Source organism: Gryllotalpicola reticulitermitis, from assembly GCF_042651345.1.
In the GTDB taxonomy this organism is placed as follows: Bacteria; Actinomycetota; Actinomycetes; order Actinomycetales; family Microbacteriaceae; genus Gryllotalpicola; species Gryllotalpicola reticulitermitis.
On the sequence record NZ_JBHSCN010000002.1, the window covers coordinates 482,040 to 502,226 of the forward strand.

At 69.6% G+C, this 20,187-nt stretch carries 20 protein-coding genes; 8 read left to right on the top strand and 12 right to left on the bottom strand.

All coding sequences use genetic code 11. The features are described 5' to 3' along the window. Positions 1–23: 23 nt before the first annotated feature. Genes rlmB through ACFOYW_RS02835 form a run of 5 tightly spaced genes read right to left on the bottom strand, consistent with a single transcriptional unit; the run spans position 24 to position 5,275 of the window. Positions 24–1,016, bottom strand: a complete 993-nt coding sequence (gene rlmB / locus ACFOYW_RS02815) for a 23S rRNA (guanosine(2251)-2'-O)-methyltransferase RlmB (protein WP_390227101.1) — start codon at positions 1,014–1,016, stop codon at positions 24–26. Positions 1,017–1,039: 23 nt separating this feature from the next. Next, the gene (cysS, locus tag ACFOYW_RS02820; protein WP_390227103.1) at positions 1,040–2,461 is read right to left on the bottom strand and encodes a cysteine--tRNA ligase; all 1,422 of its coding nucleotides are present in this window, start codon (positions 2,459–2,461) and stop codon (positions 1,040–1,042) included. Positions 2,462–2,508: 47 nt separating this feature from the next. Next, the gene (locus ACFOYW_RS02825; RefSeq protein WP_390227105.1) at positions 2,509–3,606 is read right to left on the bottom strand and encodes a hypothetical protein; all 1,098 of its coding nucleotides are present in this window, start codon (positions 3,604–3,606) and stop codon (positions 2,509–2,511) included. Positions 3,607–3,610: 4 nt separating this feature from the next. Continuing rightward, the gene (gene ispD, locus ACFOYW_RS02830; RefSeq protein ID WP_390227106.1) at positions 3,611–4,759 is read right to left on the bottom strand and encodes a 2-C-methyl-D-erythritol 4-phosphate cytidylyltransferase; all 1,149 of its coding nucleotides are present in this window, start codon (positions 4,757–4,759) and stop codon (positions 3,611–3,613) included. A gap of 33 nt (positions 4,760–4,792) precedes the next feature. After that, entirely contained in the window at positions 4,793–5,275 is a 483-nt protein-coding gene (locus ACFOYW_RS02835; RefSeq protein ID WP_390227107.1) for a CarD family transcriptional regulator, read from the bottom strand. 180 nt (positions 5,276–5,455) lie between these two features. On the opposite strand from ACFOYW_RS02835, the gene ACFOYW_RS02840 reads away from it, so the two are divergent. Beyond that, positions 5,456–5,998 carry a hypothetical protein gene (locus ACFOYW_RS02840; protein WP_390227108.1) on the top strand — a complete coding sequence of 181 codons (543 nt, stop codon included), beginning with the start codon at positions 5,456–5,458 and terminating at the stop codon, positions 5,996–5,998. 81 nt (positions 5,999–6,079) lie between these two features. On the opposite strand, the gene ACFOYW_RS02845 is transcribed toward ACFOYW_RS02840, so the two are convergent. Then, positions 6,080–6,763: a response regulator gene (locus ACFOYW_RS02845; RefSeq protein WP_390227109.1), complete on the bottom strand. Its 684-nt coding sequence runs from the start codon at positions 6,761–6,763 to the stop codon at positions 6,080–6,082. Continuing rightward, the gene (locus tag ACFOYW_RS02850) at positions 6,760–7,953 is read right to left on the bottom strand and encodes a sensor histidine kinase (protein ID WP_390227110.1); all 1,194 of its coding nucleotides are present in this window, start codon (positions 7,951–7,953) and stop codon (positions 6,760–6,762) included. The genes ACFOYW_RS02845 and ACFOYW_RS02850 overlap by 4 nt, the downstream gene beginning before the upstream one ends. Positions 7,954–8,152: 199 nt before the next feature. Here ACFOYW_RS02850 and phoU point away from each other — a divergent pair, with 199 nt between their 5' ends. Further along, a complete protein-coding gene (phoU, locus tag ACFOYW_RS02855; RefSeq protein WP_390227111.1) occupies positions 8,153–8,812 on the top strand; it encodes a phosphate signaling complex protein PhoU in 660 nt (219 codons plus the stop codon). A 63-nt stretch (positions 8,813–8,875) separates the two neighbouring features. Here phoU and ACFOYW_RS02860 read toward each other — a convergent pair whose 3' ends face one another. Next, a complete protein-coding gene (locus ACFOYW_RS02860; protein ID WP_390227113.1) occupies positions 8,876–9,628 on the bottom strand; it encodes a phosphoglyceromutase in 753 nt (250 codons plus the stop codon). Between the two features lie 53 nt (positions 9,629–9,681). Between ACFOYW_RS02860 and ACFOYW_RS02865 the strand changes: the two genes are divergently transcribed. Next, on the top strand, positions 9,682–10,515 hold the full coding sequence (locus tag ACFOYW_RS02865; RefSeq protein WP_390227114.1) for a class I SAM-dependent methyltransferase: 834 nt from the start codon (positions 9,682–9,684) through the stop codon (positions 10,513–10,515). Between the two features lies 1 nt (position 10,516). Here ACFOYW_RS02865 and ACFOYW_RS02870 read toward each other — a convergent pair whose 3' ends face one another. From ACFOYW_RS02870 to ACFOYW_RS02885, 4 genes are all read right to left on the bottom strand, one after another. Further along, positions 10,517–11,590 carry an FUSC family protein gene (locus ACFOYW_RS02870; RefSeq protein WP_390227116.1) on the bottom strand — a complete coding sequence of 358 codons (1,074 nt, stop codon included), beginning with the start codon at positions 11,588–11,590 and terminating at the stop codon, positions 10,517–10,519. Between the two features lie 12 nt (positions 11,591–11,602). Then, a complete protein-coding gene (gene ygfZ / locus ACFOYW_RS02875) occupies positions 11,603–12,862 on the bottom strand; it encodes a CAF17-like 4Fe-4S cluster assembly/insertion protein YgfZ (protein WP_390227118.1) in 1,260 nt (419 codons plus the stop codon). A 3-nt stretch (positions 12,863–12,865) separates the two neighbouring features. After that, positions 12,866–13,462, bottom strand: a complete 597-nt coding sequence (locus tag ACFOYW_RS02880) for an FABP family protein (RefSeq protein WP_390227120.1) — start codon at positions 13,460–13,462, stop codon at positions 12,866–12,868. Between the two features lie 182 nt (positions 13,463–13,644). Continuing rightward, positions 13,645–13,923: a hypothetical protein gene (locus tag ACFOYW_RS02885; RefSeq protein ID WP_390227123.1), complete on the bottom strand. Its 279-nt coding sequence runs from the start codon at positions 13,921–13,923 to the stop codon at positions 13,645–13,647. A 100-nt stretch (positions 13,924–14,023) separates the two neighbouring features. Here ACFOYW_RS02885 and ACFOYW_RS02890 point away from each other — a divergent pair, with 100 nt between their 5' ends. The 5 genes from ACFOYW_RS02890 to ACFOYW_RS02910 all read left to right on the top strand — a co-directional run bounded on the left by ACFOYW_RS02890 (position 14,024) and on the right by ACFOYW_RS02910 (position 20,078). Then, entirely contained in the window at positions 14,024–14,689 is a 666-nt protein-coding gene (locus tag ACFOYW_RS02890; RefSeq protein WP_390227124.1) for a winged helix-turn-helix transcriptional regulator, read from the top strand. A 5-nt stretch (positions 14,690–14,694) separates the two neighbouring features. Beyond that, positions 14,695–15,594 (top strand): mycothiol synthase, encoded by a 900-nt coding sequence (gene mshD, locus ACFOYW_RS02895; RefSeq protein ID WP_390227126.1) that lies wholly within the window; start codon positions 14,695–14,697, stop codon positions 15,592–15,594. 23 nt (positions 15,595–15,617) lie between these two features. After that, positions 15,618–17,789, top strand: coding sequence for an RNA degradosome polyphosphate kinase (locus ACFOYW_RS02900; protein ID WP_390227127.1), 2,172 nt, complete (start codon positions 15,618–15,620; stop codon positions 17,787–17,789). Further along, positions 17,786–18,721, top strand: coding sequence for an NUDIX hydrolase (locus tag ACFOYW_RS02905; RefSeq protein WP_390227128.1), 936 nt, complete (start codon positions 17,786–17,788; stop codon positions 18,719–18,721). The genes ACFOYW_RS02900 and ACFOYW_RS02905 overlap by 4 nt, the downstream gene beginning before the upstream one ends. Positions 18,722–18,932: 211 nt before the next feature. After that, positions 18,933–20,078 carry a substrate-binding domain-containing protein gene (locus ACFOYW_RS02910; protein WP_390227129.1) on the top strand — a complete coding sequence of 382 codons (1,146 nt, stop codon included), beginning with the start codon at positions 18,933–18,935 and terminating at the stop codon, positions 20,076–20,078. Positions 20,079–20,187 lie beyond the last annotated feature (109 nt).

The following is a 20,187-nucleotide window of genomic DNA, read 5'->3' on the forward strand; positions in this document are numbered from 1 at the left end:
CGCGGTGAGCGCGCCGCGCTCGGTCAGCGCTGGGCGCGGACCTTCGAGATCTCGTACAGGGCGACGGATGCCGCGACCGAGGCGTTGAGCGACTCGATGCCGTCGATCGGGATCGACACCACCGCGTCGCAGGTCTCGGTGACGATGCGGGACAGCCCCTTGCCTTCGGACCCGACCACCACGACGATCGGCCGGTCGGCGAGCTCGAGACCGTACAGTTCGGTGTCGCCGCCGCCGTCGAGGCCGATGACGAACACGCCGGCCTTCTTGAACTCCTTGAGCGTCGCCGTCAGGTTCGACGCCATGACGACCGGCGTACGGGCGAGCGCGCCCGCGGACGTCTTCCACGCCGCCGAGTTCACGCCAGCCGAGCGGCGCTGGGGCACGATGACGCCCTGACCGCCGAACGCCGCCGTCGATCGGATGATCGCGCCGAGGTTGCGCGGGTCGGTGACCCCGTCGAGGGCGACGAAGAGGGGGGTCAGGCCCTTGCGGATCGTCAGGTCGAGGAGCTCACCCGGGTGACCGTACTCATAGGGCGGCACCTTCAGCACGAGGCCCTGGTGCACCGCATCCCGCCCGGTCATGCGGTCGAGTTCGGGACGCATCACCTCGAGTACGGGGATGCCGCGATGCGTGGCGGTCGAGAGCGCCTCCTTCACGCGGTCGTCCATCTCAGTGCGCGCCGCGATGTACAGCGTCGTGGCCGGGATGCCGGCCCGCAGCGCCTCGACCACCGAATTGCGCCCGGTCACGAGTTCGGTGTCGTCGCTCTTCGCGCGGCGCTGCGTCGAGCCGCCGCCGGTGTTGGAGCGAGCGCCGGGCTGGCCGCCACGCTTCGCTGCGGCGCGTTCGGCGAGCACCTTCTTGCGGTAGGCGGGGTGGTACTCGCGCTCCTCGGCCTTGGGGGTCGGGCCCTTGCCTTCGAGCGCCTGGCGCCCCCGGCCGCCTGACCCCTTGCCGACCGAGCCCTTCTTCACCTTGCGGACCGCGCCCGCGCGCTGCTGCCTAGCCATGTGCGATTCCCCTTAGAAGCTCTCTAGTCTTCGATCGTCCACTGGGCCCCGGTCGGGGTGTCTTCGATCGTGATGCCGGCCGCGACGAGCTCGTCGCGGATCCGGTCGGCTGCGGCGTAGTCCTTCGCGCCGCGTGCGGCCTGACGGTCGTCAAGCAGGCGGGTGACGAGCGCATCGAGCGCCGCGCGTGCGGCGGTGTCATGCGAGCGCGTCCATTCGGGGGCGAGCGGGTCGAGCCCGAGCACCTGCGACATCGCAACAACTTTGCCACGAGCGGATGCTGCAGTCTGGAGATCCTCTGCATCGAGAGCAGTGTTTCCCTCGCGCACGGTCTCGTGCAGCACCCCGAGCGCCTGCGGCACCGAGAGATCGTCGTCCATCGCCTCGGCGAACTCGTCGGGGATGATGGGCAGCTCATCGGAGGTGAACCGCGTGCCCTCGAGGCGCCGGGCGCTGCGGGTGAGGAACCCCTCGATGCGGTCGAGTGCCGCCTCGGCCTCCGCGAGCGAGCGGTCGGTGTAGTCGATGGTCGACCGGTAGTGCGCCTGGCCGAGGGCGTAGCGCACGACGATCGGCGCGGCGGCCCCGAGCAGTTCAGCGGCGTAGAGCGAGTTGCCGAGCGACTTCGACATCTTCTGCCCGTTCACGTGGATCAGGCCGTTGTGCACCCAGTACCGCGCGAAGCCGTCACCGGCGCCCGTCGACTGCGCGAGCTCGTTCTCGTGGTGCGGGAAGCGGAGGTCGAGGCCGCCGCCATGAATGTCGAAGCTCGGGCCGAGGTAGCGCGCGGACATCGCCGAGCACTCGATGTGCCAGCCGGGCCGGCCCGGGCCCCACGGGCTCGCCCAGGCCGCCGACTCGGGCTCGCCCTCCTTGCGGCCCTTCCACAGCGCGAAGTCGCGCGGATCGCGCTTGCCGCGCGGGTCGGCGTCGGGCGCCTCCTGCATGTCGTCGATCGACTGGTGGCTGAGGGCGCCGTACTCGGGCCAGCTGCGCACATCGAAGTAGACGTCGCCGGAGCCATCGGCCGCCGTATACGCGCGCCCCGCGTCGATCAGGCGGGCGATCAGTTCCTGCATCTGCGGAATGTTCGCCGTCGCGCGCGGCTCGTACGTCGGCGGCAGCACCCCGATGGCCCGATAGGCGGCGGTGAACTCGAGCTCGACGCGATACGCGAGCGCCCACCACGCCTCTTTGCCGTCGGCCGCCGCGTTGAGCAGCACCTTGTCGTCGATGTCCGTCACGTTGCGAACGAGCGTCACGTTGAAGCCGCGGTAGTTGAGCCAGCGGCGCAGGATGTCGTAGACGAGAGCGCTGCGCACGTGACCGATGTGCGGCGACGACTGCACCGTCGGACCGCACACGTAGATTCCGACCTTCCCCTCGACGAGCGGGACGAAGTCACGCAGGGCCTGGGCTCGCGTGTCGTAGAGGCGAATGGTCACTCGACGAGTTTACGGAACCAGCGCAGGCGGTCACTGCGGCGGCGGCGCTAAGCGCCATCGGGGAAGCCGCCGCGATGGGTCACGGCGGCCTGGCGAGGCAGGCGCGCGGCGGGGTCATCGAGCAGCACCGCGGTCCGAGCCGCGTAGGGCGGCCGCGAGCGCCACGCGCCACGCGGCGGTTCGAGGGTCTGCCGCAGTGCGGCGGTGTCCGAGCGGATGTCTGCCACGACGGCGCTGAGTCGAGCGGCCGCGTCGGCGCCCAGGGTCGCGCCGAACACCGCGTCCGCGATGAGGGCGTGCTCGGAGTGCCGTGCGGCGGCTTCCGCGCCGCGCGCGGTCATCGTGAACGCGACCGCCCTCCCCGCACGGTGCTCGGCGAGGTATCCGCTGCGCACCAGGCCGCCGCCGAAGGCCGTGACCGCTTCAGTGGACAGCCCGCTGGCCGCGACGAGCTGCGAGCGGGTGAGCTCTCCCCCGGCCTCAGACACCGGCTCGATCAGATCGAAGCCGAGCACGGCGGACAGCTCGGCACCGCTCTCGTACGCGAGCGTCGAGGCGAGGACGCCGCGGGCCAGCAGCGTGCCGAGGTCGAGTTCGCCTGCGCTGACCGGCGGCGCCGGCTCGAGCCCCGCCGGCGTGCTCGCGCGACCGCCGTTCCCGAAGCCGAGCTGCGGCAGACCGCGTGGCGTGCGCATGGTCATCGACGCCGCGAACGGCTCGAGGCCCGCGCGGAGCGCAGCGATGCGCTCGGCGCCGAACCGCTCGAGCCACCTGCGCTCGATCGCCGGCTCGAGCTCCGACCAGATCCGGTGCGCCATCTTCCCGGCCCAGGTGAGTACGACCCGATCGTCCTCCTCGCGCACGTAGCCCCAGCGGCGCACGCCGGCGAGGTCGACGGAAGCGGCGCGAGCCGCGGCGGTCGGCAGGCCGCCGTCGCCGAGGAAACGCAGCAGGTTCTGCCATGTCGTCACCGACACGAGCCAGGGCCGGCGAAACGGATGCCCGCCCCGCGGTGCGGGCGACGGCGGCCCGCCCTCGCCGAAGGCACTCGTGCGATGCGGCAGCCAGCCCTCGACCGCGTTGTCGAATTCGATCAGGTAGGCGACGAGCAGCTGCGAGAGCGCGGGGTGCAACTGCTCGCCCACGGCGTCACCTCGCGACCAGTGCGGTGGCGATCGCCGCGACGCCTTCGCCGCGGCCGGTGAAGCCGAGGCCGTCGGTGGTGGTCGCCGAGATCGACACGGGCGCGCCGAGGAGCTCGGACACGGTCCGTTCCGCCTCCTCCTTCCGCGCCGAGAAGCGCGGACGATTGCCGATCAGCTGCACCGAGACGTTCTCGACGCGCCAGCCGGCGTGCTCCAGCATGCGCCGCACCTCCGCAAGGAAGACCGATCCGTGCGCACCGGCGAAGCGGGGATCGCTCGTGCCGAACACAGTGCCGATATCGCCGAGGCCCGCGGCCGACAGCAGCGCGTCGACGATGGCGTGCGCGACCGGGTCGCCGTCGCTGTGGCCCGCGAGACCACGTTCGCCGGGCCACTCGAGGCACGCGAGCCAGAGGGGCTCGACGGTGTTCTCGGCGAACGCATGCGTGTCGGTGCCGACGCCGATGCGCGTGAGGGCTGTCGTGCGCAGCAGGTCTTCGGCACGCCGCAGGTCCCACGCGGTCGTGATCTTGAATGCGAGCGGGTCGCCCTCGACGATCGCCACGGGGTGGCCGGCATCGGCGATGAGCTGAGCGTCGTCGGTGACCTCGCGCTCGGCGGCCGCGTACGCGGCGAGCAGCTGCCCGGCGGGAAAGCCTTGCGGCGTCTGAACGGCGGACAGCTCGGCACGGTCGACGGTCGCCACGATCGCGCCGCCGGCGCTCGTGCGCTTGATCGTGTCGGCGACCGGCACGCCGGGAACGGCGCCGTTCCCACTGGCGGCGACCGCGTCGGCGACGCGATCGAACAGCGCGGAGGGCGTGAGCGCCCGCGCCGCGTCGTGCACCAGCACGATGTCGGCGTCGCCGATCAGCCGCAAGCCGGCGGCGACGGATGCCTGGCGCGTCGGGCCGCCCGCGATGACTTCGCCCGTGCCGATGACGCGCTCGACGACGCGCTGCGTCTCCGCGCAACGGTCTGCCGGCACGACGACGATCACTCGAGGCGGCTGGGCCATTCCGGCGACGGCATGCAATGCGTGCTCGAGGATCGAGCTGCCGCCGAGCGGCACGAACGCCTTCGGCGCACCCGCGCCGAGGCGCACGCCGCTGCCCGCCGCGACGACGATGACGGCGAGACGGTGGGTGGTCACGTCAGGGACGCGGAGCTCGGACGCTGCGGCGTCTTAGGACGCCAGCACCTCGTCGAGCACGCTCGACGCCTTCTCTTCGTTCGTCTTCTCGGCGAGCGCCAGCTCGGAGATGAGGATCTGACGAGCCTTGGCGAGCATGCGCTTCTCACCGGCCGAGAGACCGCGGTCCTGGTCGCGGCGCCACAGGTCGCGCACGACCTCGGAGACCTTGATCACATCGCCGGAGGCGAGCTTCTCGAGGTTCGCCTTGTATCGACGGCTCCAGTTGGTCGGCTCTTCCGTGAAGGGAGCACGCAGCACCTCGAACACGCGATCGAGGCCCTCTTTGCCGATCACATCACGCACGCCGACCAGGTCGACGTTCTCGGCCGGAACCTCAATCGTGAGGTCGCCCTGAGTGACATTGAGCTTGAGGTAGACCTTCTCTTCGCCCTTGATGATCCGTTTCTTGACCTCGGTGATCGTAGCTGCACCATGGTGGGGGTAAACGACGGTCTCGCCAACCTCGAAAAGCATAAATGGTAGTCCCTTCAGCGTCTTCCAGTTTATCACGGCGAGCCTTGCTCACGATCCGCGCGGAGGGCGGCCCGGACGGGTCGCCGAGCGGGCATACGCTAGGCTCGAACCGCATCTGAGGGCGCACCAGGTCAGACCACGGCCCGCCCGCATGCGAAGAATTTTTCACGGAGGTTCTTGGTGAAGGCGCGCGTCGCAGCATCCGTCGTCCTGGCCATCGGCGTGGCCATCGGCACCGCCGGGTGCGGGTTCCTCGCCCCGCAGGAGACGACCAGAATCAGCCAGCCCACCGCGTTCGGCGTCCAGGGCGACGTCGGCAGCATTCACATCCGCAACGCGTACTTCGTTGCGCAGGGCAACCAGGTGGCGCTCATTGCGACGTTCGTGAACTCGGGCACCTCCGGCCAGACCGTGAGCATCCAGCCGAACGCCTCGGCGAGCGACACGCAGAGCCTGCACGTCGGCCAGGGCGACCCCACGGTCATCGGCCCGCAGCAGCAACTGCAGTGGAGCGACCTCAGCGCGACGCCGGGTTCGCTCCTCCCGGTGTTCTTCAGCTACGGCAGCGCGAGCGGCGTCACGTTGAAGCTGCCGGTGCTCACCGGCGACTTCGGGATCAACTCGACGCTCACGCCGACGCCGGCCCCGACGGACTCCACCGGGGTCGCCGGGTCGGCCGCCCCCACCGACAGCTCGACGCCGAGCGCCACGCCGGCGGGCTAGACCCCGACTCGAACGCAGAAGGGCGGGTGCCACCGGCATCCGCCCTTCTTTTTGCGCTTGTGCGCGGCTCGGCCGCGCCGGCTACTCGCTCTCGAAGCGATAGCCGAGCCCGCGCACGGTGACGAGCATGCGCGGCTCCGACGGGTTCGGCTCGATCCGGCTGCGGATGCGCTTGATGTGCACATCGAGGGTCTTCGTGTCGCCGAAGTAGTCGCTGCCCCAGACGCGGTCGATGAGCTGACCGCGGGTGAGCACACGGCCCGCGTTGCGCAGCAGGAGCTCGAGCAGCTCGAACTCCTTGAGCGGCATCGGGGTGTCGGCGCCCTTGACGGCGACCGTGTGACGGTCGACGTCCATCCGGACATCGCCGACTTCGAGCACGCCGTCGTCGACGAGCTCCGGCTCGACACGGCGTCGCAGCACGGCGCGGATCCGCGCGAGCAGCTCACGACTGGAGTACGGCTTGGTCACGTAGTCGTCGGCCCCGAGCTCGAGCCCCACCACGATGTCGACCTCCGAGTCCTTGGCGGTCAGCATGATGATCGGCACGTTCGAACGGCTGCGGATCTCACGGCAGACCTCGGTGCCGGGCATGCCCGGCAGCATCAGATCGAGCAGGATCAGGTCGGCACCGTCGCGCTCCCAGGAGGCGAGCGCTTCAGGGCCGGTCTCGGCGATGTCGACGTCATATCCCTCGCGGCGCAGCAGGAAGGCGAGCGGGGCGGACAGGGACGGCTCGTCCTCGACGAGAAGAAGGCGGGTCACGTGTTTTGATCTCCTTGAAGTCGGGCGGATGCCTGTGATGCCGACGACTGCAGCGCGGTGGCCGGCTGGTCGGCTTCGGGCAGGCGGATCGTGAACGTCGAGCCCATTCCGGGCTGCGACCAGACACGAACGTCTCCGCCGTGATTCTGCACGGCATGTTTGACAATGGAAAGCCCGAGGCCTGTTCCGCCGGTGGTACGGCTGCGGGCCTGGTCGACCCGGAAGAACCGCTCGAAGATGCGCGCCTGGTCCGCCTCGGGGATTCCCTCGCCCTGGTCGGTGACCGCGATCTCGACGACGCCGTCGGCGGCGCGCGAGCCGACGCCGATGCGCGAGCTGTCGGGCGAATAGCGGATCGCGTTCGAGATCAGGTTGTCGACAGCGGTGACGAGCAGCTTCGGATCCCCATAGACCACGGCGCCGGTCGGTGCGCCCGCGACGAGCTCGATCGCGTGGGCATCCGATTCGACCCGGTTCTGGTCGACCGCCGCCGCGATCACATGATCGATCTCGACGCGCTCCGCGTTCGCGATCGCGTCGACCGCCTGCAGGCGGGACAGCTCGATGATGTCCTGCGTGAGGCGCGCGATGCGGGTGGACTCGACGCTGAGCCGCTCGGCGAACATCCGCACCTGCTCGGGGTCGTCGGCCGCGGTGTGGAGCGCCTCCGATAGGAGGCCGATCGCGCCGATCGGCGTCTTCAGCTCATGGCTGATGTTCGCGACGAAGTCGCGGCGAACGGCCTCGAGACGATACGCCTCGGTGCGGTCCTCGATCAGAAGCAGCACGAAGCGGCTGCCGAGGAGCGAGGCGCGGACGTGTACGCGAAGCGACGCGTCCTTGAACCGGCCGCGCTGCAGGTCGAGCTCGACGTCGACGAGCGCGCCGGTACGACGGACCCGCTCCACGATGTCGATCAGCTCGGGGTACGTGAGCCGCGCGTTCGAGACGAGCGCGAGGGCGAAGGCCTTCGCAGTCGCCTTCACGACGTTGAGGGAGGCATCCGCCACGATGCCGGCGGAGTCCATCGCATCGAGAACCTGGTCGACCCCGTCGGGCACACCGCTGCTGCTCACTTGGACTGCCTGACGACTACGACGGAGGGCGAGGGACAGGATGGCGACGAAGCCGCCGCCGATGACGGCTCCCGCGAGTAACGCCACCAGCACCAACCAGGCTGGAGAGTGCACGGATCTAAGCGTATCCAGGCCGTGACCGGCCGGATTGCGCACGCGGCCTCGCCCGCTGGCCAGGCGGACGCTACTTTAGACACTGTTCAGAAATTGGGCACCGTTCGTTCACCGCACGCCGTGAGGATGGCTACGCAATTAGCGGCCTCCCTGTGCCGCTGTGACGTGTGCCCACCCACCTACCAGGAAGCACGGCCCGATGCGCGCAGTTTTCCAGCAGGAGCTCGCCGAGGTGCAGGACCGCCTCGTCGAGATCTCCGAGCTCGTCCTCGACTCGATCCGCGACGCCACCACCGCGTTCAACTCGGCTGATGTCGCACTCGCCGACAAGGTCATTGCAGCCGACCCGACCATCGACGAGCTCGCGGTCGAACTAGACGAGCTCTCGATCGAGATCCTCTATCGCCAGAACCCGGTCGCGCGTGACCTGCGCATCGTCGTGAGCGCGCTGCGCATGAGCGCGTCGCTCGAGCGCATGGGGGACCTCGCGCGCCACATCGCCCAGCTCACCCGGCGCCGGTACCCCGATCACGTGGCCCCCGAGAGCCTGCGCGACACCTTCACGCAGATGGCGGCCGAAGACATCCACATCGCGGAACTGCTCGACCAGCTGCTGCGCACGCAGGACGTCGAGCTCGCCGACAAGCTCATCCAGGGCGACGACGCCGTCGACGCTCTGCACGCCGGCGTCTTCGACGCGGTGCTCAGCCCCGACTGGCAGGGCGAGGCCGAGCAGACGGTCGACGTCACGCTCGCGTCGCGATTCTTCGAGCGCTTCGGCGACCACGCCGCATCGATCGCGAAGAAGGTGCAGTACCTCGCGACCGGCGACTGGGTGCCGGACGACAGCTCGGTCTAGCGAGCGCTGCCCCGCCGCGGGCAGCAATAACGCCGCTCACGCCATCGGCGCAGCGGCTGATCCCTACTTCTTGCCCTGGGCGGCGACTGCGGCAGCGCCCGCGGCAGCGGCTTCGGGGTCGAGGTACTCGCCCGGGCCGAGGGGCATGAAGTCGGCACCGAGCTCGTACACGAGCGGGATGCCGGTCGGGATGTTGAGCGCCGCGATGTCGGCGTCGCTGATGCCGTCGAGGTGCTTCACCAGCGCGCGCAGGGAGTTGCCGTGCGCCGTGACGAGAACGGTCTTGCCCTCGCCGAGTGACGCCGTGATGTCGCTGTGCCAATACGGCAGGAAGCGGTCGATCACATTGCTGAGCGCCTCGGTGCGGGGCACCTCGCCGTCGATGTCGGCGTAGCGCGGGTCGTCGACCTGCGAGTACTGGTCGTCATCGGCGAGCACGGGCGGCGGCACGTCGAAGCTGCGGCGCCAGGTCATGAACTGCTCTTCGCCGAACGCCTCGAGCGTCTGCGCCTTGTCCTTGCCCTGCAGCGCGCCGTAGTGACGCTCGTTGAGGCGCCAGCTGCGCTTCACCGGGATCCACAGTAGGTCGGCCGTGTCGAGCGCGAAGTCGGCGGTCTGGATCGCTCGAGACAGGAGCGAGGTGTAGAGGATGTCGGGGGCCAGGCCGGCCTGCTTGATGAGCTCACCGGCGTGCTTCGCCTCGGCGACGCCCTGCTCGGTGAGACGCACGTCGACCCAGCCCGTGAACTGGTTCGTGGCGTTCCATTCGCTCTGGCCGTGGCGCAACAGGATCAGGGTGTGGGGCGCGTCGCTCATGGCTCCAGCCTAGCGAGCGCGATGCCGCCGCTCGCGCTCTGGATACTTGTTTCATGCCCCGTTCAACCACCCCCGCGAAGCCGGTGGGCTCGGTCACTCGGGGCACGACCAACACGAATCGGCTCCGCCGCGTCGACCGCTGGATCGCAGCGCGGCCCGAGTTCACGAAGGCGCAGCGGCCGCTCGTCGTGGACCTCGGGTTCGGGGCGAGCGGCGTCACGAGCTTCGAACTGTGGTCGCGCCTTGCGGCGGTGCGATCGGATGTCCGAGTGCTCGGTCTCGAGATCGATCAGGCACGCGTCGCGGTCGCCGAGGCACAGCTCGCCGCGGTGCGCGCGTCGCAGACGTCGTTCCCACCGGACCTCGACGTGAGGTTCGCCCGTGGCGGCTTCGAAGTGCCGCTCCCCGCGGGCGAGGCGGCCACCGTCATCCGTGCGTTCAACGTGCTGCGGCAGTACGACGAGTCGCAGGTGGCCGACGCGTGGGCGCGCATGACCACCCGGCTCGCACCCGGCGGCCTGCTCGTCGAGGGCACGTGCGACGAGCTCGGCCGGGTGTGCTCCTGGGTCGACCTCTCCCCCGCCGGGCCTGAGCGGTTCACTGTCTCGCTGCGACTCGCCGGCCTCGACTCGCCGTCGATCGTCGCGGAACGCCTGCCGAAGGCTCTGATCCATCGCAATGTGCCGGGCGAGCCGGTGCACGCGTGGCTCTCGGCGCTCGACGGCGCGTGGCGGAAGGCATCCGTTCTGGCGCCGTACGGCGTGCAGCAGCGCTGGATCGGTGCGATCGAGTCGCTGCGCACCGACGGCTGGCCGGTGCTCGGCACGCGCACCCGGTGGCGCCTCGGCGAGGTGACGGTGCCGTGGGCGACGGTGGCAGCGCAGTGAGCTACAGGGCGGGGAGCAGTCGCTGCGCGTCCGACTGCGCCATGCCGGTCGCGCAGAGCAGATCGACCAGGAGCGGGTGCAGCGCCATCACGATGCCCTTGTCTCGGGCAGTACCCGTCGGCATCACGACCTCCGGATCGAGGCGGCGCACGAGAGCGACGAAGATCGCCCGCGCCGCGGGCCGCTGCTCGACGTCGGTGAAGCTGTCACTCAACAGCTGCGCGCCGGTCTCCAGCTGCGTGATGATGTCGGCCACCGCCGGGCGCGCGACGCCGTCCCGGAGCAGGTACTCGGCCCGGCGCGCGACGACGCGCAGATTGCGCCAGGCGAGGTCCATCGAGGCGTGCAGCGTGCGTTGCGTCTCGAGTTCGGGCAGGTAGCGCCGTAGGAACGGCGAGATGCGCGCGACCGACAGTGCGGAGTCGAGACTGGAAGCCCACGCGTCCGTCGGCGCCTGCGAGGTGCGCGCGAGGTCGAGGGCCTGCGCCGACTGGGCGATGTCTCCATCTCGCAGCGCCGTGCCGAGCATGCGCAACACCTCGACGAACGAGTCGAGCGAGTCCTTCGCGGCGCGTGTCGCTTCGCGGCGCGGGTCGCGCGGCAGCAGCACCGTGGCGAGCAGGGCGACCACGCCGCCGATCACGCCGTCCAGGGTGCGCACGAAGGGTCCGCCGACGGGGGCCGGGACGAGCACGACGAGCATCGCCTGCACGAGGACCGTCGCCGCGAACCCCGGCTCGGCCGAGAAGAAGCGTGCCGCCGCGAGCGTCACCGCTGTGATGAGCGCGAGCTGCCAGAAGCCGACGCCGAAGAGGTGTACGGCGATCTCGGACAGCAGGATGCCGATGGTCATGCCGACCGCGGTGCGCAGCACGCGGACGGGACGCGCGTCTCGTTTGAACCCGAGTGACGCCACCGCGACCGTGATCGAGAGCAGCGGCGTCGGTTCGCCGAGCACCCAGTGCGCGAACGCGTACCCCGCCATCGCGGCGACGACGATCTGGGCGATGGCGGGCGACGATTCGGCAAGCCGTCGCGTCGAGGCACGAAGCCACAACGCGACGGCCCCCCTCACCCCGCGCCGCCCTTACGCGTTCGGACGCGGGCGCGTCACCGCGCCGAGTCTGGGCAGGCGCGGCACGTCGGCTGAAGCACCGGCTGAGGGGGGAACGATGATCTCCTGGGCGGCGGCGATCTCGGTGCCGTCGCTGCGCACGCGGAGTTCGGTCGCAGGGTCGGTGGAGCGCTTCACCACGGCGAGCGCGACCGGGCCCAGCTCGTGGTGCATCGCGCTCGACGTCACCCGGCCGACGACCGCGTCACCCGCGACGACCTCGTCGCCCGCCGCGGGCAGCACCGCGTCGGAGCCGTCGAGATGCAGCAGGACGAGGCGGCGCGGCGGGTGCCCGAGATTGTGCACCTTGGCAATCGTCTCCTGCCCGCGGTAGCAGCCCTTGTTGAGGTGCACCGCGGAGCGAAGCCAGTCGAGTTCGTGCGGGATCGACCGCTCGTCGGCCTCGGTCGCGACTCGCGGCCGGCGCGCGGCGATGCGCAGCGCCTCGGCTGCGCCGGCGCCGGCGACGGAGAGGAGACCGGATGCCGCGCGGGCCGCGAGCCCCGCCGCGAAGTCACGTGTGACCACGGTCTCGTACCAGCTCCACGTCGAGTAGTCGTGGTCGTCGGGCGCGTACTGGTGGCCCCCGAGGGCGACGTGCGACCAGGGGTCGGTCCACACCACGGTGCGCACCGGCTCCTCGGCAACGTGTGGTGTCGCGCTCGCGCTGTCGCGATCCGCCTCGTGCTGCTCGGACGCGGACCGCCCGGGGCGGATCTGCGCAGCGGAACCGTCCGCGGGCTGCGGCACGGCGCGGGCCACCGCGTAGAGCGGTGCCGTCGAGCCGATGACCGTGAAGCGGTCGCTGACGTCTTCGGGTTCGACGCGCAGCATGAACCGCATCGAGTTCAGGAACGCGAGCAGCGACTCCGCCTCCGTGCGGTCGACGATGAGCCACAGCCGATCGCCGTCTTCGACGACCCGCACGGCGTGCTCGATCCGGCCGCTCGGGTCGAGCACAAGAGTCTCGCTGGAGTCGCCCTCGCGCAGACCGAGCAGGTTCTGGCTCGTGATGGAGTTCAGCCAGCTGAGCCGGTCGGAACCACCGACCGTGAGGACGGCGCGCTGCTCGAGGGCGACGACCGCACGCCCCGCTTCGAGCGTGCGCTGCTCGCCGACCGGATTGCCGTAGTGCCAGACCGCGCCGGCGTCCGGGCCGTCGAGCACGCGCACAGCACCCGGAAGCGCCGCGAACGGCGACGGGTCTGCATCGGGCAGTGAGGAATCAGGCATCCGCTAGTCCACCTTCGCGAGTCGCGCCGACGCGTGCGTGCGCAATTGCTGCCCGAGTGCGGCGATGTCCCACGCCCAGAGCAGGTGGCTCTCGACGAGACCGTAGAGGCGGGTGGCGGCCGCGTAGTCCTTGGAACCGGCGGTGCGCATGACAGCGTCGGTCGAGAGGTCGATGCGCGGCCCCTTCACCTGACCGAGGTAGACCTCTGAGACGCCGTCGGGGTGCACGAGGGCGACCTCGATGTCGAATCCGCCCGCATCGTTGCGCAGCGTCTCGACCGATTCGGCGTTCGTGAACGGACGCGCGCCCTCGCCGGGGAGCATGCCCGGCCCGGGGTCGCCGGGGGTCTGCGGGCGGAACAGGCGCCAGTACCCGGTCTCGGCCGCCAGTGGCGAATGCTCGTCGTCGAGCACCCAGCTGGAGGAGTTGTAGTTCAGGTAGGGCAGGCCGTCGTGACTGAAGCTGACGCGCTGCCCGAACTCGCGCTGCACGTGCTCGTCGCCGATCTTGTAGTCGAGCACGCCGGTGCCCTCCCACACGCCGATCAGCCAGGACAGTGGCACGAGCTCTGCCGGCACGCCGACGGGAAGCTCGATCATGGCAGGCCCGGGCGTCAGTGCTGGCCGCGGAACAGGTTGTAGACCACGAGCACCGCGGTGCCCGCGATCGCCAGCCCGGCCAAGCACAGAAGCGCGATGAACACGAGTTCCAGCGTGAGAAGCATGCCTCAAACCTAATCGATCATGTGCGAGCTGCCAGGTCACGCACCGCCTGAAGCGTCTCAATGGATCAGATAGATCACTCCGGTCGCGATGGCCAGGATGATGAGCGCGCCGCTGACCGACGACGCGAGGCGCGAGACGAACCCGCGCTTCTCCTGCGTCGCGATCTGAATGACGAGGGAGAGCACGACGGATGCTCCGAGCGCCAGCCCGAGCCACGCACCGTCATAGTGTTCGTTGGAGAAGACGGCGATCAGCACTGCGGCGACGAGCGCGAAGCCCCACACGGCCGACACTGTGCCCCTCGCTGCGACCCGGGGCAGCGCTTCCTCCGTCATGCGGCCATTCTGCCGCCAGCCGGCCATCGACTGCCCTCGGGAATTTCACTCAGGCACGTTCCGATAGGATTCCCAGCAAACCCGAACTCGTGGAGGTCGTATGGCGCAATTACTGATCCTGACATCCGCGCAGGATCAGGACGTGCTGCCTGCGCTCAGTCTGCTGAATCATCGCGGCCGCGTGATTCCTGCCGATGCGTCCTCGCTGGTCACGGCGCCGAGCAGCGACGTCGTGATCATCGACGCGCGCCGTGACCTGGCCGGCGCGAAGGCGCTGTGCAAGATCCTCACCACCACGGGTTCGGCTGCCCCGATTCTGCTCGTGGTGACCGAAGGCGGGCTGCCCGCCGTCAATGCCGACTGGGGCGTCGCCGACGTCGTCCTGACCGACGCGGGGCCGGCCGAGGTCGATGCCCGCATCCGCCTCGCGCTCGACCGGCGCACGACCGACTCGGCGTCGAGCAAGATCCAGGCCTCGGGCGTCACGATCGACGAGGCCTCGTATTCGGCGAAGGTGCACGGCCGTCCGCTCGACCTCACCTTCAAGGAGTTCGAGCTGCTGCGCTTCCTCGCCACGCACCCGAGCCGCGTCTTCACCCGCGAGCAGCTGCTCTCCGAGGTGTGGGGCTACGACTACTTCGGCGGCACCCGCACGGTCGACGTGCACGTGCGGCGACTGCGCGCGAAGCTCGGCGACAACGAATCCCTGATCGGAACCGTCCGCAACGTCGGCTACAGATTCAACGACGTCGAAGACGGCCAGTAGCCCGCATGGCGGCCCGGCTGATCGACGCGGATGCCTCATCGACGGAGTTGCTCGCGCCGTTCGACGAGCAGACGGGCTTCGACGTCGCGGCCGGCCGACGCCGCCTCTACGAACTGCGTGACGCCGCGAGCGGCGACGTCGTCGGAAGTGCGGTGCTCGGCGCGGAGTCCCTCGACCTCGACGTGACGCCCGAGTTCCGCGGCCGGGGGTTCGGCCGCAGCGCTGCTGAGCAGCTGCTCGCCCGGGCCGGTGACGGTCCTCTGACGGCGTGGTCGCACGAGAACCACCCCGCTGCGAGAGCCCTCGCCAATCGCTTCGGCTTCGCTGCGACCCGGACGCTGCTGCACCTCCGTCTCGACGAGCTGCGGGGGGTCGACCTGGCGGCCGCGGCCGGCCCGGCCACGATCGGCGCGTTCCGGCCCGGAACGGACGACGCGGAGTGGCTGGCGCTCAACGCGAGGGTGTTCGCAGCCCACCCCGAGCAGGGCGGTGTGAAGCAGAGCGATCTCGATGATCGGATGCGTGCGCCGTGGTTCCGCGCGGACGACTTCCTCGTCGCGCGGGACGACACCGGCCGCATGGTGGGCTACAACTGGCTCAAGGCCGATGGCTCTGCCGCCCGAATAGATAGCCCGGCAGGCGCGACCCCTCCGGGCGGCGGGGCCGCCCGAATAGATGAGACTGCGGAGATCTACGTGATCGGGGTGGCGCCCGAGGCATCCGCTCGTGGTCTCGGCCGTGCCCTGATGACGGCCGGTCTCGCGCACCTGCGTGAGCGCGGATTCCGCTCCGCCGAGCTCTACGTGGAGGGCGACAACTCACCCGCCGTGCACCTCTACCGCTCTCTCGGCTTCGTCGACGAATCCGTGCACGTGCAGTATTCCCGGTCGTTCACCCCGCGTTAGTGCGTCGTGTGAAGATAGGGCGCATGGACGGCGACACCATGGTCGACAGCGATCTCGGACCCGACACTCTCGATGACGACTTCGTGCCGTGGAACCCGGGTGATGACGCGACGCTGCCCCGCGACCGCTATATCGACCGAGAACTGAGCTGGCTCGCGTTCAACCAGCGGGTGCTCGAGCTCGCGGAGGACCCGAACCTGCCGCTCATCGAGCGCACGAACTTCCTCGCCATCTTCGCGAGCAATCTCGACGAGTTCTTCATGGTGCGCGTCGCGGGCCTCAAGCGGCGCATCATGACCGGGCTCGCCGTGCCGACCAACACCGGCAAGGCGCCGGCGGACGTGCTCGCCGACATCTCGGCGAAGGCCCACGAGCTGCAGATGCGGCACGCCCGCGCGTTCCAGGAGGTGCGCGCACTGCTGCGCGACCAGGGCATCACCCTCGCCTCATGGGACGAGCTCAGCGAGGACGAGCGCGTGCCCCTGCGCGAGCTGTACCAGAAGCAGATCTTCGCCGTGCTCATGCCGCTCGCCGTGGACCCGGCCCACCCCTTCCCCTATATCTCCGGGCTGTCGCTCAATCTCGCCGTGCGGGTGCGGAACTCGAAGACGAAGAAGGAGCAGTTCGCGCGCCTCAAGGTGCCGACGGTGCTTCCCCGCTTCATCCGCATCGACGGCGGCGGCTCGGACCGGGTGCGGTACATCCTGCTCGAGGACCTGATCGCGAATCAGCTCGACGAGCTGTTCGCCGGAATGGAGGTCGTCGAGCACCACGTCTTCCGCGTCACCCGCAACGAAGACGTCGAGATCGACGAGGACGAGACCGAGAACCTGATCCAGGCGCTCGAGAAGGAGCTGCTGCGCCGCCGCTTCGGGCCGCCGATCCGGCTCGAGGTCGCCGAGGACATGGACGAGGTCACGCTCGACCTCCTCGTGCGCGAGCTCGACATCACCGAGCAGGAGATCTACCGGCTGCCGGCGCCGCTCGACCTGCGCGGCCTGTTCGACCTCGGTCGCATCGACCGGCCCGAGCTCAAGTACACGCCGCACGTGCCCGTCACCGCCGCTCAGTTGCAGCCGCTCGAGCCGAACGGGAAGCCCGACATCTTCGCGTCGCTGCGCCGGCAGGACGTGATGGTCCACCACCCGTACGAGTCGTTCGCGACGAGCGTGCAGGCCTTCCTCGAGCAGGCCGCCCGCGACCCCGACGTGCTCGCGATCAAGCAGACCCTGTACCGCACCAGCGGCGACAGCCCGATCGTCGAGGCGCTCATCGACGCCGCGGAAGCCGGCAAGCAGGTTCTCGCCCTCGTCGAGATCAAGGCGCGCTTCGACGAGCAGAACAACATCGAATGGGCGCGCAAGCTCGAGAAGTCGGGCGTGCACGTCGTCTACGGGCTCGTCGGCCTCAAGACGCACTGCAAGCTCGCGCTCGTGATCCGCCAGGAGGGCGGCCAGCTCAAGCACTACAGCCACGTCGGCACCGGGAACTACAACCCGAAGACCAGCCGCATCTATGAGGACCTCGGTCTGTTCACCTCCGACGACCAGGTCGGCAAGGACCTGACGCGGCTGTTCAACGAGCTCTCGGGCTACGCGATCGAGAAGAAGTTCAAGCGACTCCTCGTCGCGCCGCTGCACCTGCGCAAGGGGCTGCTCAAGGCCATCGCCCAGGAGACGGCGAACGCCGAGGCGGGCAAGCCGTCAGGCATCCGCATCAAGGTCAACTCGATGGTCGACGAGGCGATCATCGACGCGCTCTACCGCGCGAGCCGCGCCGGCGTGCCGGTCGACGTGTGGGTGCGCGGCATCTGCGGGCTGAAGGCCGGCCAGGAGGGGTACAGCGAGAACATCCGCGTCCGGTCGGTGCTCGGTCGTTACCTCGAGCACTCGCGCATCTTCAGCTTCGTGAACGACGGGGACCCGCTGATCTACATCGGCAGCGCCGACATGATGCACCGCAACCTCGACCGCCGGATCGAAGCCCTGGTGCGGCTCACGCGCCCCGAGCACATCGAAGAGCTCAGCGCGCTGTTCGATCTCGCGATGAGCGATGAGACCTCGTCGTGGTCGCTCGGGGCCGACGGGTCGTGGACACGGCACTCGACGGATGCGTCGGGCGCCCCGCTCGTCGACATGCAGGACCGGCTGATGTACCAGATCTCGCACCGTCCGCGTGCGGCAGTGCGCCGGTGAGCGACGCCACGATACTGGCCGCGGGCGCGGTCTGCTGGCGGCTCATCGGCGATGAGGTGCGCGTGCTCGTCATCCATCGCCCCCGCTATGACGACCTGACGCTGCCCAAGGGCAAGGTCGATCCGGGCGAGACGCTGCCGCAGACCGCCGTCCGCGAAGTCCGCGAGGAGACCGGCCTGTCGGTCACGCTCGGCGTGCCGCTCTCGCAGACGCGCTACCAGGTCGCGCACGGCCGCGAGAAGGTCGTGCACTACTGGACGGCGGAGGTGACGGAGGCCGGCGTCAAGGCATCCCGCTTCCACCCCAACGCCGAGGTCGACGCCGTGCACTGGATGCCGCTCGCCAAGGCCAAGGTCGCGCTCAGCTACGAGCACGACAGCGCCCTGCTCGACGAGTTCGAGCGCATTCACGCCGAAGCCGGCGGCTCGACGTTCGGCGTGATCGTGCTGCGGCACGCCAAGGCTCTTGCGCGCAGCGACTGGAAGGGCTCGGACGCCGAGCGGCCCCTCGCCGCTCGTGGGCTGCAGCAGGCCCAGCGCATCGTCACGACGCTCAGAGCGTGGTCGCCGCGACGCGTCATCAGTTCGCCGGCGGTGCGCTGCGCGTCGACGGTCGCGCCGTTCGCTCGGGCCGCGGATCGCAAGGTGCGCTACGAGCCCGGCATCAGCCAGGACGCCTGGGACGACGGCGCCGGAGACATCGAGGCGGTCGTCGCCAAGCGCGTGTCATCAGCGAAGACGGCCATTCTGTGCAGCCACCGCCCCGTGCTGCCGGACATTCTGCGGGAGCTCGCCTACGCGGCGGGGAGCGAGATGGGCGATCGGATTCGTGCCGCCGCGAGCCTGGAACCGGCCGCGTTCTCGATCGTGCACCTGTCGGTCGAGCATCCGTCCGCCGGCATTCTCGCCATCGAGACGCACAACCCGCTCTAGAGCTTTGCGCTCTCTGACCGGCCGAGAAACCGCGCGGACACCCGGAATGCACCATTCCATTCGCATTCCGTTCACCTCCCGTTTACGTACGAGGAAGAACCGCGTCAGACGCCCCACCTAGCGTCACACGGGGGTCAGCACCGACCCATGCCTCGCGTGCACCCGAACTCTTCGCGCGTGAGGCGAGCCGATTCATTCCGAAGGGAACACAGTGAAGCTCAAGAACGTGGCGGCCGCCGGCGCAATCGCGCTGGTGTCCGCTCTCGCGCTCTCGGCCTGCTCAGGCAGCAACAGCGGGTCCGGCGGGTCCGGCGGCGGCAGCACCAACAGCAGCTCGCCGTCCTCTGCGCCGAGCGTCGACTACAGCTCGCTCTCGGGCACGATCACCGCGGGTGGTTCGTCCGCTCAGGCCAACGCCCAGGCCGCCTGGAGCGCTGCCTTCAAGGCTCAGGCCAGCGGCGTGACCATCAACTACGACAAGTCGCAGGGCTCCGGTGGCGGTGTCACCAACTGGCTGAGCGGCAGCTACGACTTCGCCGGCACCGACGCGGCGCTCACCCCGGCCCAGTTCACCCAGGCGCAGACCAGCTGCGGCACCGGTGGCGGCCTCAACATCCCCGTGTACCTCTCGGGCGTCGGCATCATCTACAAGCTCCCGGGTGACCCCAAGGTCAACCTGACCGGCCAGCTGCTCGCCCAGATCTTCTCGGGCAAGATCACCAACTGGAACGACGCCAAGATCAAGGCCGTCAACTCCGGCGTCACCCTGCCGAGCCTCAAGATCTCGGTCGTCCACCGTTCCGACGGCTCGGGCACGACCGCGAACTTCACCACCTACCTGTCGCAGATCGACCCGACCGACTGGACCAGCGCTCCCGGCACCGCATGGCCGAACAGCGTCGGCTCCGGCCAGCAGGGCGGCTCGGGCGTCGTGAACACCGTCGAGGCCGGTAGCGGCACCATCGGCTACGCGGACCAGAGCTCAGTCGGCAAGGCCACCATGGCCGCCATCCAGGTCGGCACCTCGGGCAGCAACTTCTCGTCCTACTCGGCCGCCGGCGCCACCGCGGCCTTCGAGGCCGCCGCGCAGGACGCGTCGCAGGGCGCGGACGACCTGACCAAGAAGCTCGACTACACGAAGATCACCGACTCGTCGGCGTACCCGATCCCGCTGCTCTCCTACGACGTCCTCTGCAAGACCTTCAAGGACTCGACCCAGGGCAAGCTGACCGCGGCCTACCTCGGCTTCATCGGCAGTGACACCGGCCAGAAGGTCGGCGCGCAGAACGCCGGTGCGGCTCCGCTGCCCGCGTCGATCATCGCCGAGATCACCAAGTCGCTGGCTGACGTCAAGTAAGTTCGGCACAAATCGCGACGGCCGGGCTATCAGTCGATAGCCCGGCCGTCGCACAATAAAGCGAGACCCCCCACTCCCCCTGACGAGGAACGAGAAGCATCCCGTGACT

Coding starts and splice junctions, on each gene's coding strand:
- ACFOYW_RS02860 (WP_390227113.1), bottom strand. CDS start 9,628: ATGAGCGACGCGCCCCACACCCTGATCCTGTTGCGCCACGGCCAGAGC.
- ACFOYW_RS02885 (WP_390227123.1), bottom strand. CDS start 13,923: ATGACGGAGGAAGCGCTGCCCCGGGTCGCAGCGAGGGGCACAGTGTCG.
- mshD (WP_390227126.1), top strand. CDS start 14,695: ATGGCGGCCCGGCTGATCGACGCGGATGCCTCATCGACGGAGTTGCTC.
- rlmB (WP_390227101.1), bottom strand. CDS start 1,016: ATGGCTAGGCAGCAGCGCGCGGGCGCGGTCCGCAAGGTGAAGAAGGGC.
- ACFOYW_RS02880 (WP_390227120.1), bottom strand. CDS start 13,462: ATGATCGAGCTTCCCGTCGGCGTGCCGGCAGAGCTCGTGCCACTGTCC.
- ygfZ (WP_390227118.1), bottom strand. CDS start 12,862: ATGCCTGATTCCTCACTGCCCGATGCAGACCCGTCGCCGTTCGCGGCG.
- phoU (WP_390227111.1), top strand. CDS start 8,153: ATGCGCGCAGTTTTCCAGCAGGAGCTCGCCGAGGTGCAGGACCGCCTC.
- ACFOYW_RS02890 (WP_390227124.1), top strand. CDS start 14,024: ATGGCGCAATTACTGATCCTGACATCCGCGCAGGATCAGGACGTGCTG.
- ACFOYW_RS02865 (WP_390227114.1), top strand. CDS start 9,682: ATGCCCCGTTCAACCACCCCCGCGAAGCCGGTGGGCTCGGTCACTCGG.
- ACFOYW_RS02900 (WP_390227127.1), top strand. CDS start 15,618: ATGGACGGCGACACCATGGTCGACAGCGATCTCGGACCCGACACTCTC.
- ACFOYW_RS02835 (WP_390227107.1), bottom strand. CDS start 5,275: ATGCTTTTCGAGGTTGGCGAGACCGTCGTTTACCCCCACCATGGTGCA.